The sequence below is a fragment of the Thalassospira permensis NBRC 106175 genome (assembly GCF_000714555.1).
Classification (GTDB): Bacteria; Pseudomonadota; Alphaproteobacteria; order Rhodospirillales; family Thalassospiraceae; genus Thalassospira; species Thalassospira xiamenensis.
Genome location: NZ_AUNC01000023.1, coordinates 297,767 through 314,020, shown reverse-complemented (window position 1 = coordinate 314,020; position 16,254 = coordinate 297,767). Strand labels below are relative to the sequence as shown.

At 55.3% G+C, this 16,254-nt stretch carries 15 protein-coding genes; 14 read left to right on the top strand and 1 reads right to left on the bottom strand.

What is annotated here, in order from left to right:
* Positions 1-290: 290 nt before the first annotated feature.
* Positions 291-1,403, bottom strand: a complete 1,113-nt coding sequence (gene hppD, locus SMB34_RS13325) for a 4-hydroxyphenylpyruvate dioxygenase (RefSeq protein ID WP_037990627.1) — start codon at positions 1,401-1,403, stop codon at positions 291-293.
* Between the two features lie 142 nt (positions 1,404-1,545).
* Between hppD and SMB34_RS13320 the strand changes: the two genes are divergently transcribed.
* The 14 genes from SMB34_RS13320 (at position 1,546) to SMB34_RS13255 (ending at position 16,245) form a co-directional block, all read left to right on the top strand.
* The gene (locus tag SMB34_RS13320) at positions 1,546-2,016 is read left to right on the top strand and encodes an Lrp/AsnC family transcriptional regulator (RefSeq protein ID WP_007088985.1); all 471 of its coding nucleotides are present in this window, start codon (positions 1,546-1,548) and stop codon (positions 2,014-2,016) included.
* Between the two features lie 96 nt (positions 2,017-2,112).
* Positions 2,113-2,574: a (2Fe-2S)-binding protein gene (locus SMB34_RS13315; protein ID WP_037990625.1), complete on the top strand. Its 462-nt coding sequence runs from the start codon at positions 2,113-2,115 to the stop codon at positions 2,572-2,574.
* A 3-nt stretch (positions 2,575-2,577) separates the two neighbouring features.
* Positions 2,578-4,746 carry a xanthine dehydrogenase family protein molybdopterin-binding subunit gene (locus tag SMB34_RS13310; protein ID WP_037990623.1) on the top strand — a complete coding sequence of 723 codons (2,169 nt, stop codon included), beginning with the start codon at positions 2,578-2,580 and terminating at the stop codon, positions 4,744-4,746.
* Positions 4,747-4,819: 73 nt separating this feature from the next.
* A complete protein-coding gene (locus tag SMB34_RS13305) occupies positions 4,820-5,815 on the top strand; it encodes an XdhC family protein (protein WP_037990622.1) in 996 nt (331 codons plus the stop codon).
* Complete coding sequence (locus SMB34_RS13300; protein ID WP_037990620.1) at positions 5,812-6,405, top strand: nucleotidyltransferase family protein; 594 nt, start codon at positions 5,812-5,814, stop codon at positions 6,403-6,405. Before SMB34_RS13305 ends, SMB34_RS13300 begins: the two co-directional genes overlap by 4 nt.
* A 75-nt stretch (positions 6,406-6,480) precedes the next feature.
* The gene (locus SMB34_RS13295) at positions 6,481-7,161 is read left to right on the top strand and encodes a response regulator transcription factor (RefSeq protein ID WP_037990619.1); all 681 of its coding nucleotides are present in this window, start codon (positions 6,481-6,483) and stop codon (positions 7,159-7,161) included.
* A gap of 64 nt (positions 7,162-7,225) precedes the next feature.
* Positions 7,226-8,470, top strand: a complete 1,245-nt coding sequence (locus SMB34_RS13290; RefSeq protein ID WP_037990731.1) for a sensor histidine kinase — start codon at positions 7,226-7,228, stop codon at positions 8,468-8,470.
* 262 nt (positions 8,471-8,732) lie between these two features.
* The gene (locus SMB34_RS13285) at positions 8,733-9,770 is read left to right on the top strand and encodes a LacI family DNA-binding transcriptional regulator (RefSeq protein WP_037990617.1); all 1,038 of its coding nucleotides are present in this window, start codon (positions 8,733-8,735) and stop codon (positions 9,768-9,770) included.
* Positions 9,770-10,795 carry an ABC transporter substrate-binding protein gene (locus SMB34_RS13280; protein WP_240478825.1) on the top strand — a complete coding sequence of 342 codons (1,026 nt, stop codon included), beginning with the start codon at positions 9,770-9,772 and terminating at the stop codon, positions 10,793-10,795. Before SMB34_RS13285 ends, SMB34_RS13280 begins: the two co-directional genes overlap by 1 nt.
* Positions 10,796-10,904: 109 nt before the next feature.
* Complete coding sequence (locus SMB34_RS13275; protein ID WP_037990615.1) at positions 10,905-11,732, top strand: ABC transporter permease; 828 nt, start codon at positions 10,905-10,907, stop codon at positions 11,730-11,732.
* Positions 11,729-12,508, top strand: a complete 780-nt coding sequence (locus SMB34_RS13270) for an ABC transporter permease (protein ID WP_037990613.1) — start codon at positions 11,729-11,731, stop codon at positions 12,506-12,508. Before SMB34_RS13275 ends, SMB34_RS13270 begins: the two co-directional genes overlap by 4 nt.
* Positions 12,501-13,535 carry an ABC transporter ATP-binding protein gene (locus tag SMB34_RS13265; protein ID WP_037990611.1) on the top strand — a complete coding sequence of 345 codons (1,035 nt, stop codon included), beginning with the start codon at positions 12,501-12,503 and terminating at the stop codon, positions 13,533-13,535. Before SMB34_RS13270 ends, SMB34_RS13265 begins: the two co-directional genes overlap by 8 nt.
* Positions 13,535-14,464: a nucleoside hydrolase gene (locus tag SMB34_RS13260; RefSeq protein ID WP_037990609.1), complete on the top strand. Its 930-nt coding sequence runs from the start codon at positions 13,535-13,537 to the stop codon at positions 14,462-14,464. Before SMB34_RS13265 ends, SMB34_RS13260 begins: the two co-directional genes overlap by 1 nt.
* The gene (locus SMB34_RS13255; RefSeq protein ID WP_037990607.1) at positions 14,461-16,245 is read left to right on the top strand and encodes an adenine deaminase; all 1,785 of its coding nucleotides are present in this window, start codon (positions 14,461-14,463) and stop codon (positions 16,243-16,245) included. Before SMB34_RS13260 ends, SMB34_RS13255 begins: the two co-directional genes overlap by 4 nt.
* Positions 16,246-16,254 lie beyond the last annotated feature (9 nt).

The window sequence follows — 16,254 nt, the reverse complement described above, 5'->3', positions numbered from 1 at the left end:
ATGCGCCAGTGATGCTCCTTTGGCGACGCCGTCCCCGCCATGTCATCCCGTCAGATCGCTGTCCCATCATCCCATTCCTGTTTTTGCCGCCCGAAACGCAAAAAACCCGCAAAAGCGAATCACGCTTTGCGGGTTTTGTCTCCGGACCCATTTGTCCTGTTGACTTTATCTTTATGCCACAACGAAAAGAACAAATCAAGAACTTTTTCAAAGAAAACCGGAAAAAGTTCTTATTCAAAGCTCAATGCGGCGATAAAGGTATATTTCTCAATACCTTGGACAGGCTCATCCTATTCCGCCGCATCGACTTTCAGAACGCCGCGACGGATCTGGTCTTCTTCGATGCTTTCAAACAGGGCACGGAAATTCCCCTCGCCAAAGCCTTCATCGCCTTTGCGCTGGATGAATTCAAAGAAGATCGGGCCGATCACGGTTTTCGAGAAAATCTGCAACAGGATTTTGGTCATGCCACCATCCACAACACCCTCGCCATCGATCAGGATGCCGTGTTTTTTCATGCGCTCAATCGGCTCGTCATGGCCCTGCACGCGATCATGGGATTGTTCGTAATAGGTATCGGGCGGACCGGGCATGAATTTAAGGTCATTGGCCGCGAGCCTGTCGGTGGCGTCATAGATACCATCCGTGCCCACCGCGATATGCTGGATGCCCTCACCGTTGTATTTTTTGAGGTATTCCTCGATCTGGCTTTTGTCATCGGTTGATTCGTTTAACGGAATACGGATCTTGCCGCATGGCGATGTAATCGCGCGGCTGACCAGACCGGTGATTTTACCAGCAATGTCAAAGAAGTGGATCTGTTTGAAATTGAACAGCTCCCGATAGAAATCCCACCATTTATCCATATTACCGCGATAGACATTATGCGTCAGATGGTCGAGATAATAAAAACCGACCCCTTCGGGTTTCGGATCGCGTTCGCCAAGCCAGTCAAATTCCGCGTCATAGGCCGAACCGGTTTCACCATAAGCATCGATGAAATACAAAATCGATCCGCCAATGCCGACAATCGCCGGGACATCAAGGGTTTTGTCATCGCCCATATACGGCTCCGCCCCCTTGGAAACCGCATGATCAAACGCGTGTTTGGCATCAACCACCCGCCACGCCATCGACGGCGCACAGGGGCCATGCATCTCGACAAACTTCATGCCATGCGAACCGGGTTCTGCATTCAGGATGTAGTTGATGTCACCCTGACGCCAGACGGTGATGTTTTTTGATTTGTGTCTGGCAACCGGCATATAGCCCATGCGCGCAAACAGGGTTTCAAGCTTCTCGGCCTCTTCATGGGCGAACTCGACAAATTCAAAGCCATCGGTTCCGGCCGGGTTATCGGCCGTGATCGTTGCGCGGGGGGCATCATGTGGAAACGGTCCCATCGAAGGCTCCTTGATCTGGAATTAGAAAGGTTCTTGTTATGAACCTATCTTGCGCCAGATCGTCCGCAATGTGCGTGCATTCCCGGTTGATTTTCGCCATTTCATACACATATCATGCATCAATCATCGAAATGGTGCATGAATGACGCAACTTGATAAACTTGATCTGAAACTGCTTGCCGAATTGCAGCGCGACGGACGCCTGACCAACAATGATCTGTCAGAACGGATCGCCCTATCGCCATCGCAATGTTCGCGCCGCCGCGCCCGGCTGGAGGCCGAAGGTTTCATTCGCGGATACCGCGCCGATATCGACCGGCAAAAAATGGGTCTTGGCCTGATGGTGGTGATTTCCGTCACTTTGGCGACGCATAATCGCGACAATGCCAAACGGTTTGCCGAATTGCTGGCTAACCTTCCCGAAGTACTGGAAGCCTATTCGCTGACCGGGGAAATGGATTATCACCTGAAGGTCGTAACCAAAGACCTTGCCGCCCTTTCGCATTTCGTAAACGAGGTTCTTTTGCCCCACGATTCCGTGCAGCATGTCAAAACCTCGATTGTGCTAAACGTGCTCAAGGACTTTGAGGGACTGGCCGTCAATCCGCAATAAGCCCGATGGCAGGCCGCTCCTCAGGGGCGTTTACCCATCGGTTACCCCAACTCATCCGAAGATAAATCACAGTTTATCGAGAGAGATGAGGCGGCCATGCAGTATCAGCTGAAAATAAACGGAGAATCCCGCACCGTCGAAGCAGAACCCGGCACCCCGCTATTATGGGTTCTGCGTGACGGTCTGGAACTTACCGGCACCAAATTCGGATGTGGCGTTGCCTATTGCGGCGCGTGCACCGTTCATATCGATGGGTACCCGACCCGTTCCTGCCAGACTTTCATTGAAGACGCTGTCGACAGCGAAATCACCACCATCGAAGGCGCAACCGATAAAATCGCCCAAGCCGTTCAGGCCGCATGGCGCGAAAAGGACGTTGTGCAATGTGGCTGGTGCCAATCCGGCCAGATCATGTCGGCCATCGGCCTTTTGACCGAAAACCCGAAACCGACGGACGACGAAATCAAGGACTACATGTACGGCAATGCATGCCGTTGTGTAACTTATGTCCGTATCAACGAAGCCATCAAACTGGCGTCTGAAAAGCTGGAGGCATAAGTCATGACAATCAATGTATCACGTCGCGGCTTCATGATCGGATCAGCCGCCGGTACCGCTGCCCTACTGGTCGGCGTCAATGCCAAGGGTGCTCTTGCCTCGGGCGGCAATGTGGCTGCGGCAACCGACCTTAACCCGTTTGTCAAAATCGATGCGGACGGCACCGTCACCGTCATTATCAAACATTTCGAAATGGGCCAGGGCACGACAACCGGCCTGACCACTCTGGTGGCCGAGGAACTCGACGCTGACTGGGACACGGTTCAGACGGCATTCGCCCCTGCCGATAATGAACGTTATGCCAATTTGTTCTTCCATGCGCAGGGAACCGGTGGCTCAACCTCCATCGCCAATTCCTTCATGCAATACCGCGAAGCTGGTGCTGCTGCGCGCGATCTTATGGTCCGTGCGGCTGCTCAAAGCTGGGGTGTCGATGCCAGCAGCATCACCGTTGAAAACGGCGTGCTGAAATCCGGTGGCAATTCCGGCCATTTCGGGGAATTTGTTACGATTGCATCAACCCTTGAAGCCGTGGAAAAGCCAACCATCAAAACACCGGATCAGTTCAAACTGATCGGCAGCGAAAAACTCCACCGCAAGGACAATTCCGGCAAAATCAACGGTACGGCAATGTTTGCCATGGATGTCAATCTGCCGGGCATGATCTATGCCGCGATCATGCGCAGTCCAAAGTTCGGCGGCACCGTCGTTTCGTTTGATGACAGCGGTGCCAAAGACGTTGCAGGTTTTATTGCCGCACAGGTTCTGCCAAACAAGGCGGGGGTTGTGGCCTTTGGCAAAAACACCTGGTCGGCCTTTCAGGCGCGTGATGCCCTGTCTGTCGAATGGGATTTCAGCCAGGCCGAAACACGCAGCACGGATGCCATGATTGCCGATCACAAGGCACTGCTTGATGCGCCGCAGTTTGACGCCAACCATGAAGTACCGCTGGCATCCGTTGAACCGCTTCTGGCCAATGCCAGCAAAACCATCGATGCAGAATTCACCTTCCCCTTCCTGGCTCACGCCCCGCTGGAACCGGAAAACTGCATCATCGAGCCGACCGAAAATGGCGTTCGCGTCCATGATGGCTGCCAGTTCCCGACCCTGACCCGGCCGATGGTCGCAGCCGCCCTTGGGCTGGAACCGTCACAGGTCGAGATCAGAACGCTTTATGCCGGTGGTTCGTTCGGTCGTCGTGCCAACGGCGCCTCCGACTATAATGTCGAAGCCGCAATGGCCTTTGCCGTTTCAGGTCGCAAAGTCCCGGTCAAACTGGTCTGGAGCCGCGAAGACGATATTCGCGGTGGCTATTACCGCCCGATGGCGGCACACCGGGCAAAAATCGGTCTGGATAGCGATGGCAAGATTGTTGGCTGGGATCACCGGCTGGCCGTCAAATCCATCATGAAGGGCGGCCCGATGGAAGGCATGGTACAAGATGGCATTGATCCGACCTCGGTCGAAGGTGTCACCGAAAGTCTTTATACCATCCCCAACCATGGCATCGGATTAAGCGATTTCCAGACCCCGACCCCCATATTGTGGTGGCGTTCGGTGGGACATACCCACACCGGATATGTCATGGAAACACTGATGGATATGCTTGCCACCGAAACCGGGCAGGACCCCATTGAAATGCGCCTTGCGATGCTTGATCCGGCCGGGGCCAATCAGGCCCGCATGATCGACGCCATCAAGCTTGTCCGCGAAATATCCGGATGGGAAAAGGGCGACAAACGCGGTTTTGCCGCACATATTTCGTTCAATACCTGCGTTGCGGTTGTTGCCGACGTCACGGTCGAAGACACCAGTGTGCATGTGAACAAACTGTTCATGGCGGTTGAATGCGGGGTAGCTGTTAACCCCGATGTCATCCGGGCACAGATGGAAGGTGGTGCGGGCTATGCATTATGTGCTGCCTTCCGCAACGAAATCACCCTGACCGATGGTGAAGTCGACCAGTCCAACTTCCCGGACTATGAACTGCTTCGAAATGCCGAAATGCCTGCTATCGAAGTGGCGATTGTTCAATCGAACAATGCCCCTACGGGCGTTGGTGAACCGGGCGTACCCCCGACCGCCCCGGCCGTTGCCAACGCCATTTTTGCCAAAACCGGAAAACGGATCACGGATCTTCCGATGACCAAAGCCGGTTTCGACTTCGTGTAAGGCATGCTGCCCGGGGGATCACTTTCGGGTCCCCCACCCATTCCCCGGGCAGTCCCTTTTGCGGGAGCAGATCATGAGTAACCAGTTATCGGCCATGCTACGCGCCTGGCAGGAAGGCAAAACAGATACCGAATGGGTTCTGGGTACGGTTTATCGCACCGAGGGTTCGGCCTATCGCAAGGCCGGGGCAATGATGCTGATCAACGGGCACGGGCAACAATTCGGGCTGCTTAGCGGCGGCTGCCTTGAAGCCGACATCATCCGCAATGCCCGACGTGCCATGGTAACCGGCAAAACAGTCATGCTGGTTTATGACGGCAATGACGAAGACGATCTGTCCTTCCGGCTTGGTGTCGGCTGCGGCGGCAAGGTATTTATCATGCTGCAACCGCTTGACCCCGCAAACGACCTTGGGCTTTCCGACCTTTGCGATGCTTTGGCAGTGCGCCAAAGCGGTCTGTATTTCCAGAAAATCGGCGACACACGCGGATATTTCAAACGCGCCGACCACACCGGTCAGCGCTCCGCCTATATCGAGGACCGCATTGATGGTGACTGGCTTGTCACACCAATTGTGCCCGAACCGCATATCCTGATTGTCGGGGGCGGACTGGATGCCCGGCCTGTAGTTTCCATCGCGCATGAAATGGGTTGGAAAACCACATTGGTTGATCCGCGCCCCGCAAATGCCCGCCCGGAACATTTCGCCAAGGCAGACGCGATCCTGCGTCAGATGGACGCGAGCCTTGTTGATTATGTTGCGCAACATCGTGTTGATGCCGCAATCCTGATGTCACATAGCATTGATATCGATGCCAAGGCGCTTCAAATTCTGAAATCCAGCCAGCTGCGTCATGTTTCCATGCTGGGTCCACGCCATCGTTTCGCCGACGTTCTTGAACGTGCGGACCTTGCCGAACCTGCCCTTCCCTTCCCGGTCGCAAGCCCGGCCGGGATTGATATCGGCGGACAACTGCCCGAAAGCATAGCACTTTCGATGTTATCGGGCATTCACGCGGCACTTTACAAACATTGCGCCGCCCCCGCACTGGCACAGGCCGCGGAATGATGAAAATCGCCGCTCTTATGATTGCCGCAGGTGAAAGCACGCGATTTGGCGGACGCAAACAGCTTGCCGATATTGATGGCAAGCCGATGCTTGAACACGCAATTGATCAGCTTCGCCCGATCTTCGAAGATGACCTTTATGTCGTGCTGGGTGCCTATCGCGATGAAATCCTCTCGGTGATCGGCAATCGTGCCAAAACCATCACCAACGATAACTGGCAATCCGGCATGGGATCGTCGATTGCAGCCGGGATTGCCGGAATTTGTGCGGCTGGTACGTATGACGGTGTTCTGATCGCCCTTGGTGATCAGGTCGGCTTAACCGGCAGCGACTATCAGAAACTTCTCAATGCCTTTGACGGAAGCCACATCATTGCATCGCGCTATAAGGAAATGAACGGCGTTCCCGCCCTGTTTCCCGCCGCATATTTTCCGGAACTTTCCATGATGGGTGGCGCGCGCGGTGCACAACAGGTGCTTAATAACAGCAGTTACAATATCAGTGCGATTGCAATCCCGAATGCAGAATTCGATATCGATACCCCGGAAGATCTGAAACTGTTTTCCAGCCAGCTTTTCGAAGCAAGCTGACCTGCGAACGCTTTTAGGGCAATCTGGATATCGTCAGCATCTGGCGAAAAACGCCGCAACCGGAACCGCGCATTTATGAAATCAACCGCCAACATCATGGTCCTTCTGGTCGAGGACAACATGGATATTGCCGGAACAATCAGCGACTACCTGACGATAGAAGGCATCGAATGCGATCACGCCTTTGATGGCGAAACGGGTTTTCAGCGCGCACTTACCGGCGAATATGATGTGATATTACTTGATATCATGCTGCCGTTTCGCGATGGCATCAGCATCTGCAACGCATTGCGCAACGAAGGGATCGACACACCGGTTCTGATGCTGACGGCGCGCGATACACTTGCCGACAAGCTTGAAGGTTTCGGTGCCGGGGCAGACGACTATCTGGTCAAGCCCTTTGCGCTTGAAGAACTGCTGATGCGCACAAGGGTTCTGTCGCGACGCCGCAGCGGCGAAATCCGGCGGTTTTCACTTGGCGATCTGATTGTTGATTTTGAAAACAGGCATGTCGAACGATCCGGACAGGCAATCAGTCTTTCACCGACAAGCTGGACCATCCTGGAAGTTCTCGCGCAAAACAGCCCGCACGTCGTGACGCGGTCCCGATTGTCGATGGCGCTGTGGCAGGGGGACCCGCCGGATACCAATGCACTTAAAACGCATCTTTACAAATTGCGGATGCGCATCGACAAACCATTCAATCAAAACCTGATCCATACAATTGCCGGCCAGGGCGTGGCCCTTCGCGAGTAAAAAAGACATGCATTCCTGCGCACCGATCCAGAAAACCTTTTCCCGCTTTGTGCGGAATTACGTTTTGCTGGCACTTGTCATTACGCTGGTGATCTATACCGGTGTGGTTAATTTCTACATGCTGTATGGCAAGTGGATGGTCGCGAGTTTCCAGTTGCAGACCATCGCGGAACAATATGATGAAATGCGCGCCAAAGACCCAACGACACCGCTTCCCAACGGCTTTAACATCCAGACCTTCACGGATTATGATACGTTACCGGAACGGCTGCGCGACCGGTACAAACCCAACGATATCGACCCGGGCGAGCTTTACTATCTGAACACCGATAAATATGCCGCCCAAAAAGACCCCGACAACCCGGTCTTTCTGGTGTTTCCCCATATTCTTGCCGACGACACGCAAATCCTGCTGCTGCAGACCTATCACGCGGGTGATGAGGACAGCGTCTATTTTTCGCGATTGCACAAACTGGCCCTTCTTTCCATTCCGTTTGCGCTTGGTGTTGTTGCGATATTTGCCTATGTGCTTTGGCTGATCGGCAAACGCATGACGCAGCCATCGGAAAATCTGCAAAGCTGGGCCAAAACCCTGTCGACGGAAAATCTCAATCAACCGGTCCCCGATTTCGGCTTTACCGAACTGAATGATGTGGCCAAGGAACTACATCAGTCACTGGTAAGGGTCGATAAGTTCGTGACACGTGAACGCGAATTCCTGCGTCAGGCCAGCCATGAATTGCGAACCCCGGTAACGATTGTCAGCGGCAATGTCGAACTGCTCGATAAAACACCGTTAAACGAAATTCAGGTTCGGCTGGCCGCGCGCATCAAACGCGCCAACCGCAACATGCAGCAATTGATTGAAACCCTGCTTTGGCTGGGGCGCGAAGCAACACCGAACGGTATTCAGGAAAAGATCGACTATCCGGCCTTCGTGCGCGAAGCCATCGTCGATCTTGCCTATCTGACAGACGGCAAGAACCTGACATGCGAATTCAGTGCCGACGATGAAAGCGGCGAGATCATTGCATCGCCTGCCGCGTTGATGATTGTCGTATCCAACCTGATCCGCAATGCGTTCGAACACACGCCCAAGGGGCGGGTTACGGTCCGGCTTGAAGCCAACAGACTGATTGTCGAAAACAACCTGATGACCTGTGCCGGCGATTATGTCCGCGATCAGGGCGAAGGCATCGGCCTGCATCTGGTGCGCCGGATTTGCGAACGCTGCAACTGGCATTGCGATACAACCTTCCTTGCCGCGGGCGGCATGCGCGCAATCTTCACAGTCAGCAACCACACCTGAGGCCCCACGGCACGCCAGGACCCGGTATGGAAAAGAAATGCCATTATAGAGCAGCTATTTCCTGAACAACTTCAAAATCGACGACCGACAAGTCCGCGCAGAACGCGGCGGACAGGATATTGTATAAATTTACCCTCGACTCTTCAAAAAGACTCCGATATCGTTTGATTAATCGATTAACCAGCTAATCAATGATGCCAGATCACATCTTTTGGATGTTTGACGGGGGTATTAAGTGGCTTCACCGCGTTCCGGACCGAATATGAGCATGATTGCCGACGCCCTTGGGGTGTCTTCGGCAACCGTATCGAACGCGCTGTCGGGAAAGGGCCGGGTATCGGTCGATCTGGTCGATAAAATCCGCAAAAAAGCCGACGAACTTGGTTATGTCCCCAGCAATGCGGGCCGGGCACTGCGCACCGGTCGATCAAATGTACTGGGTCTTGTCCTTCCCGATATTTCCAACCCGCTGTTCCCGCAAATCGCGCAGGCGATGGAAACGGCGGCATCAAATGCCGGTTACGGGGTTCTGATTGCGGACTCGCGTGGCAATGTCACCACCCAGACACAGGCCATCAGTCGCCTGATCGAACGTGGTGTTGATGGTCTGGTCGTCATTCCGCGTCGTGGCACACGGATCGGCGATGTTGGATGCCCTGTTGCAATGGTCGACACCCCATCGACACCGGGCAACACCGTTTCGGCAGACCATTGGGAAGGCGGGGCCAAGGTCGCGCGCCATCTGGTCGATCTGGGTCACAAAAATTTTCTTCTGATCGGGCATGACCCGGCATCGAATGTGCAAAATGACCGCATCGGCGGCATGAAATCGGCATTTGGCCGCAATATCCGTCATACGACGATCTGGCTTGAAACATTGATGCGCGAACGTGGCGAACAGGCATCGCTTGGCCTGATCGACCACCTTCAAAACGGGGTCACAGCAATTGCAGCCGTTTCGGATTTACACGCCCTTCGCGTTCTGACCGAATTGCAGACTGCCGGGATCAAGGTCCCGCAACAGGTCAGCGTGACCGGCTTTGACGACCTTATTTTCTCGCCCGTGGTGACCCCTTCGTTGACCACGGTGCATATGGATATGGCCCGAATTGCCGAATTGGCGATTGCCGCCCTTGTGTGCGAAATCGAGCAGGCCAAATCCACTGCCCCAACCGGCAAGACGTTAAAACGTACCGTCACTGCCGACATATCCAAGGTTTCGATGGAACTGATGGTCCGCGCGTCAAGCGGACCGGCGGTTTCCCCTGACGCACCCTTCCCAACCGGAGAAACGCTGTGATGCCGATGAAAAAACTGCTTATGGCTTCTGCTGCCCTTTTGCTGTCCGTAAGTGCGGCAAAGGCTCAGGAAAAGACCCTGACCATTTCGGTCTATGGTTTTGCACAGGATGAATTCAAGAAAATCCTGTATGACCCGTTCGAAGAAAAATGCGGTTGCGAACTGGTTGTCGAAACCGGCAACTCGGTCGAACGTCTTGCCAAAATCGAAGCCAACAAAGCCGATCCGGTCATTGACCTTGCGGTTATTTCCATGCGTGATGCGCTGGCGGCTGCCAAGGATGGCCTGACCGACAAAATCGACACATCAAAACTGTCGAATTTTGACAAGCTTTACGACATTGCCAAAGACCCGAATGACGATGGCATGAGTGTTGGCTACACCTTCTATGCCAGCTCGATTGCCTATCGTTCTGACAAGATGACAGTCGAAAGCTGGGCGGACCTCCTGGCCGATGATGTCGTCGATCATGTTGCCCTTCCGAACGTCACCACCACACAGGGCCCGCTGACGCTTTATATGCTCGGCAAGGCCCTTGGCGATGAAGACCCATCGCTGAAAACCCCGATTGCCGCCGTTGGCGAAAAGAAGGACGAGATCGTCACCTTCTATGTCCGTTCATCCCAGTTGGTGCAGTTGATGCAGCAGGAAGAAATCTGGGCCGCACCCATCGGGCGCTTTGCATGGTCCGGCTTCTCGAAAATGGATTTGCCGATCAAATGGGCAACCCCGAAGGAAGGCCAGTCCGGCGGCATGAATGTCATGGTCCTGACCAAAGGCAGCAAGAACCGCGATCTTGCGCTTGAATTCATGGATTTCTGGCTTTCGACCGAAATCCAGACGGCATTGGCGGAAAACCTTGTCGACAGCCCGGCAAACAAGGACGTCAAGGTTTCCGACGAGATTGCCGAAAACCTGACCTATGGGGCCGATACCGTTGCCAATCTGCATCTGATCCCGTCACAGGTTGCCATCGACAATCAGGAAACCTGGCTGTCGGAATGGAACAACAAGGTCGGCCAGTAACCGATACAAAACCTATTATCGGATCGGGGCAGGTCGCCATTTGCCCCGATCCGGCGGGCCTTGCTCGCGCCACCACTTATTGACTTTAACCGACGACAAGGTTTCCGAGATGTTTCAGAACCGGGCCGAAGCCTTTGCGCTGGTCCTCCCTGCCGCGATCTTTGCCGCTGTGGTCTTTCTGGCCCCGGTTCTGATTCTTCTGTCCGAAGGTTTTCGGTCAGGCGACAGCTGGACGATACAGGCCTATATCGATTTCTTTTCCCAGTCGCTTAATCAGACCGTCTTTTTGCGCACGCTCAAACTGGCAGCGCTGGTCACGGCCGCCTCGGCCGTCATCGGCTATGCTGCAGCCTTTGCAATCGTGAACCTGCCGCCAAAGGGCAAGGGCCGGATCACCGGGCTTGTTGTGTTGCCGCTGATGATTTCACCGGTGGCGCGGACCTATGCGTGGCTGGTGATCCTTGGCCGGACCGGATTTGTGAACAAGGCACTGGTTGCCGTCGGGCTATCGGATGAACCGATCCGCTTCCTGTTCACCGAAACCGCCGTTTTCATCGGCTTGCTGCAACTATTCCTCCCACTCATGATCATTTCACTGATCAGTGCGCTTGAAAACATGCCGCGCGATGCGGTGCCGGCTGCTCGTGTTCTTGGTGCCAACTGGTTACAGGTTTTCACCAAAGTCATCCTGCCACTAACCAAAGAAGGCCTTGTGATCGGTGGCACACTGGTCTTTACCGGATCCATGACCGCCTATATCACCCCGGCCATTCTCGGCGGGTCCAAGGTCCTGATGCTTGAAACCCTGCTGTATCAGCGCGTGACCGTGGCCAATGATTTCGTATCAGCCAGTGTGATCGCCCTGATCCTGATCGTTATGGCATTTGCAGCCAACCTTCTGCTCAAACGCCTTGCCACCGCGAGGAACAAGCGATGACCAACAAGCTGTTTTCCCCGATCATTCTTTTGCTGGTACTGGCCTTTCTGATCGGCCCGTTCCTGATCATTATCGCGGCATCGCTGTCGGCGGGCGAAACGCTTGCCTTCCCCCCACAGGGGCTGTCCCTGCGCTGGGTGCTGAAAGTCTTCGAAGTCGAAAGCTTCCGTGCGAGTTTCGGCATCTCGATGTTTCTTGCCATCGGCGGCACGCTTGCCGCCCTGATCCTTGGCATTCCGGCAAGTTATGCGCTGTCGCGCTACAAGGTTCCCGGAGCGGAAACCATCCGGACCATCGTATCGTCGCCGATCATTGTGCCGGGTATCATCGTCGGTTTGGCACTGCTGCGTTATTTCGTTGTACCTTTCAATTTCGGCATTCTGTTTGCGCTGTTTCTGGCGCATACCGCACTGATCCTGCCCTATGCGGTGCGCGTGGTGTCGGCCAGCCTGAACAATTTGCGATCTGACATCGAAGAAGCCGCCGTGCTTTTGGGGTCATCGCGGATTGGCGCCTTTTTCCGCGTGGTGATGCCCAATATCCGTGGCGGTATTCTTGCTGCCTTCATTCTGGGCTTTGTCACCAGCTTCAATCAGGTGCCGGTTTCCCTGTTTTTGTCGGGCCCCGGTGTCCGAACCCTTCCAATCGACATGCTCGCCTATATGGAAATCACCTATGACCCGTCGGTCGCAGCCCTGTCCGCGCTGCTGGCCTTCATGTCGCTGGGCATTGTCTTTCTGGCCGAACGTTTCCTAGGATTTTCCCGCTATGTCTGATGCCCGCTTTCTCTGCCTTGAAAAACTGACCCTGTCCTACGGCAAAAATGTTGCCGTGCCGGAAATGGATCTAGATATCGGCAAGGGTGAATTGGTTGCCCTGCTTGGCCCGTCGGGTTGTGGCAAAACCACAACCATGCGCGCAATTGCCGGGTTGATGGAGCCGTCATCGGGCAAGATCATCCTTGATAATATCGATATCACCCGAACCCCCGCCAACAAACGACCGGTCGGGCTGGTGTTCCAATCCTATGCCCTGTTCCCGCACCTTAATGTCTATGAAAACGTGGCCTTCGGCCTGAAACTGATGGGTGTTCGCGGCAAGGAACTGGACGACAAGGTGCAGGAAGGCCTTCGGACTGTCGGCCTGTCCAAATTCGCCACCCGCAAACCCGCCGAGCTTTCCGGCGGCCAGCAGCAGCGCGTCTCGCTGGCGCGTTCGATGGTGATGGAACCCAAGGTGCTGTTGCTTGACGAACCGCTCTCAAACCTTGATGCACGGCTCCGCCTTGAAATGCGCACCGAATTACAGCGCGTACAAAAGGAAAGCGGTGTCACGATGATCTTCGTCACCCACGATCAGGTCGAAGCCCTTGCCATGGCCGACCGGATTATCGTGATGCTTGATGGTCATATCGAACAGATCGGCACGCCCGAAGATATCTATAACCGCCCGGTTTCCGATTTTGTTGCGGACTTCGTCGGGTTTGAAAATGTCTTCGCGCTTGAAGACGGCAAACTCAAAACCGCAACCGGAACTGTCGAACTTTCGGGCACGCCCCCGCTTGATGCCAAAGGCCTTGCCTGGCGGCCGTCGATGGTTTCCCTTGGCAGCGGACCGTTCGAGGGCACGATACGCGGTACGTCATTTGCCGGGGGCACACGGGAATACCTGCTTGATACCCCACTTGGCCCGATCAAGGCGGAATGCGATGCCAGCCTTCCGGCCCATGAATTCGGTTCTGTCCTGAAATTCGATCTGCCTGTATCGCAGGCCGCACCCCTATCGCGCGTCGGGAGCCTTTGATGGGACTTTGGATCGACACCGATATGGGCTTTGACGATCTGGCCGCGGTGCTGATTGTCATCCATGCCGGAAAGCGGATCGACGGAATGTCCCTGATTGCCGGGAATTCCCCGCTTGAACGCGTGCGGATCAATGCAGCCAGTGCCGCACGCCAGTTTGGCTGGGGTTTCAAAATCTATACCGGCCGGGAAACGGCGGTTATGGGTGGACTTGAAACCGCCGAACGGATTCTTGGCCCCCTTGGCATGCAATCAAGCGGCGCACACCTGCCCGATTGCCGTCCGATTGCCGAAAGCAGCGCGTTCGACGGTATTTGCAACTGGCTTGAAGGCAAATCCGGACCGGATGATGAACGCCATATTCTGGCCCTTGGCCCGCTTGGCAATATTGCATCCCTGGTTCTGGCCCGGCCTGATCTGGCGCGCAAAATCGACCGTGTGACATGGATGGGGGGTGCCGTAACGCGCGGCAATCATACCGCACTCGCCGAATATAATGCCTTTGCCGACCCCGAAGCTGTTGCCATTACCCTGTCCCATCAGGTGCCCCTGCGCATGGTGGATCTTGATCTCTGTCGGCAGGTACTGGCCACCCCGAATGATGTGACACCTATCCGCAATGCTGGAGGAAAAAATGCCGGTCTTCTGGCGGACTTGACCGAAGGATACATCAATATTGCCCTATCACGCGGGCGCGATGCGATGGCGATTTTCGATCCTTGCGCGGCGGTCGCGGTAATTGATCAGGATGCGATCAGCTTTGCCGATGCACATATCGAAATTGATACCAGCCACGGCCCTTCGCGTGGGCAAACCATTGTTGACCCACACCCGACCGCGATCAAAAACGCGCAATATGCCGTTTCTGTTGACACAAAACGCGCGCGCGACCTGATCTTTTCAGCCCTCAAGGCGGAAGCAGCGAAATGAATAACCGCACGACAGAACCCGGTGATCTGACCTGCCATAAATTGCGCACACGTGCCATCGCCGCCGCACGCGGCGATGAACCGTTCGATATCCTGATTACCGGTGGCAAGCTCGTCGATATGGTGACCGGTGAAATTCGCAAGGCCGATATTGGCCTGATCGGGCCAATGATCGCAAGCGTCCATGAACCGGCAACCAGAAGCGACGCCCGCAAAATCATCAGCGCCCGGGGCGGTTATGTCAGCCCCGGCCTGATCGATACACACATGCATATCGAAAGCTCGATGGTCACACCGGCGATCTATGCCGAAACGGTCGTTGCCCGCGGCGTCACCACAATCGTCTGGGATCCGCATGAATTTGGCAATGTGCGGGGGCTTGATGGTGTCCGCTGGGCGATTGATGCAACACGTGACCTGCCATTGCGCGTACTTGTTCTGGCACCGTCCTGCGTTCCCGCCGCCCCCGGCCTTGAAATGTCCGGTGCTGATTTTGACGGTGATGCCATGGCTGAAATGCTGTCCTGGCCCGAAATCGCCGGGGTTGCCGAAGTCATGAATATGCGCGGTGTGATTGATCGCGATCCGCGCATGACCAATATCATGCAGGCTGGGCTTGCATCGGGGAAACTTGTCTGCGGTCATGCACGCGGCCTTGAAGGACCTGATCTTGCCGCCTTTATGACGGCCGGGGTCAGTTCTGATCATGAACTGGTTTCAAACGATGATCTGATGGCAAAACTGCGTGCCGGTCTTGCGATTGAAATGCGCGGATCGCACGACCATCTGCTGCCGGGTTTTGTCGAAACGCTTAATGAATTGGGTTTCCTGCCACAAACCGTCACGCTTTGTACCGATGACGTCTTCCCCGACGACCTGTTCAATGCTGGCGGGCTTGATGATGTGGTGCGTCGCCTGGTCCGTTATGGCATGAAACCGGAATGGGCGTTGCGGGCGGCAACCCTGAATGCTGCGATGCGCCTTGGCCGTTCCGATCTTGGTCTTATTGCGGCCGGGCGGCGTGCCGATATTGTCGTCTTTGACGACCTGACCGATTTTCAGGCGCGCCATGTCATCGCAAATGGCGAGACTGTTTCCGAGGCCGGTGAAATGACGGCGAAAGCCGTTTCGATTGATCCCGCCCCCCTTTCGAACACAATGAAGATGGATGTCCTGAGCATTGATGATTTTCGCGTGCCTGCGTCCGGGGATCGCGTCCGGATTGCCATCATCGACCGACCGCGCTTTACCCGCTGGGCGACGGCTGACACCGATGTAAAAGACGGCTATGTTGTGCCACCTTCGGGCACGACCATGATCGCGGTTGCCCATCGCCACGGAAAGGCGGACAGCAAACCACGCGTCGGCTTCCTGACCGGATGGGGTGACTGGAAAGGTGCTGTTTGCACCACCGTCTCGCATGACAGCCACAACGTTACGGTGTTTGGTGGCAACCCGCGCGACATGATGGTGGCGGCCAATGCCGTCATCCGTGCCGGTGGCGGTATGGCCGTGGCATCAAACGGTAAGCTTGATGCGCTTCTTCCCCTGCCGCTTTGCGGGCTGGTTTCGGACGCACCGATGGATCATGTTGCGCAGCAATTTGCCGATATCCGAACCGCCACGGATGCGATTGTCGACTGGCAACCGCCCTATCTGGTTTTCAAGGCCCTGTTCGGCGCAACGTTGGCCTGCAATCCCGGCCCGCACCAAACCGACCGCGGGATCGGCGATGTTACCACCGGTCAACTTCTGACCACGCCGGTTCTCGAAGGCTTATAGATCGCCAAA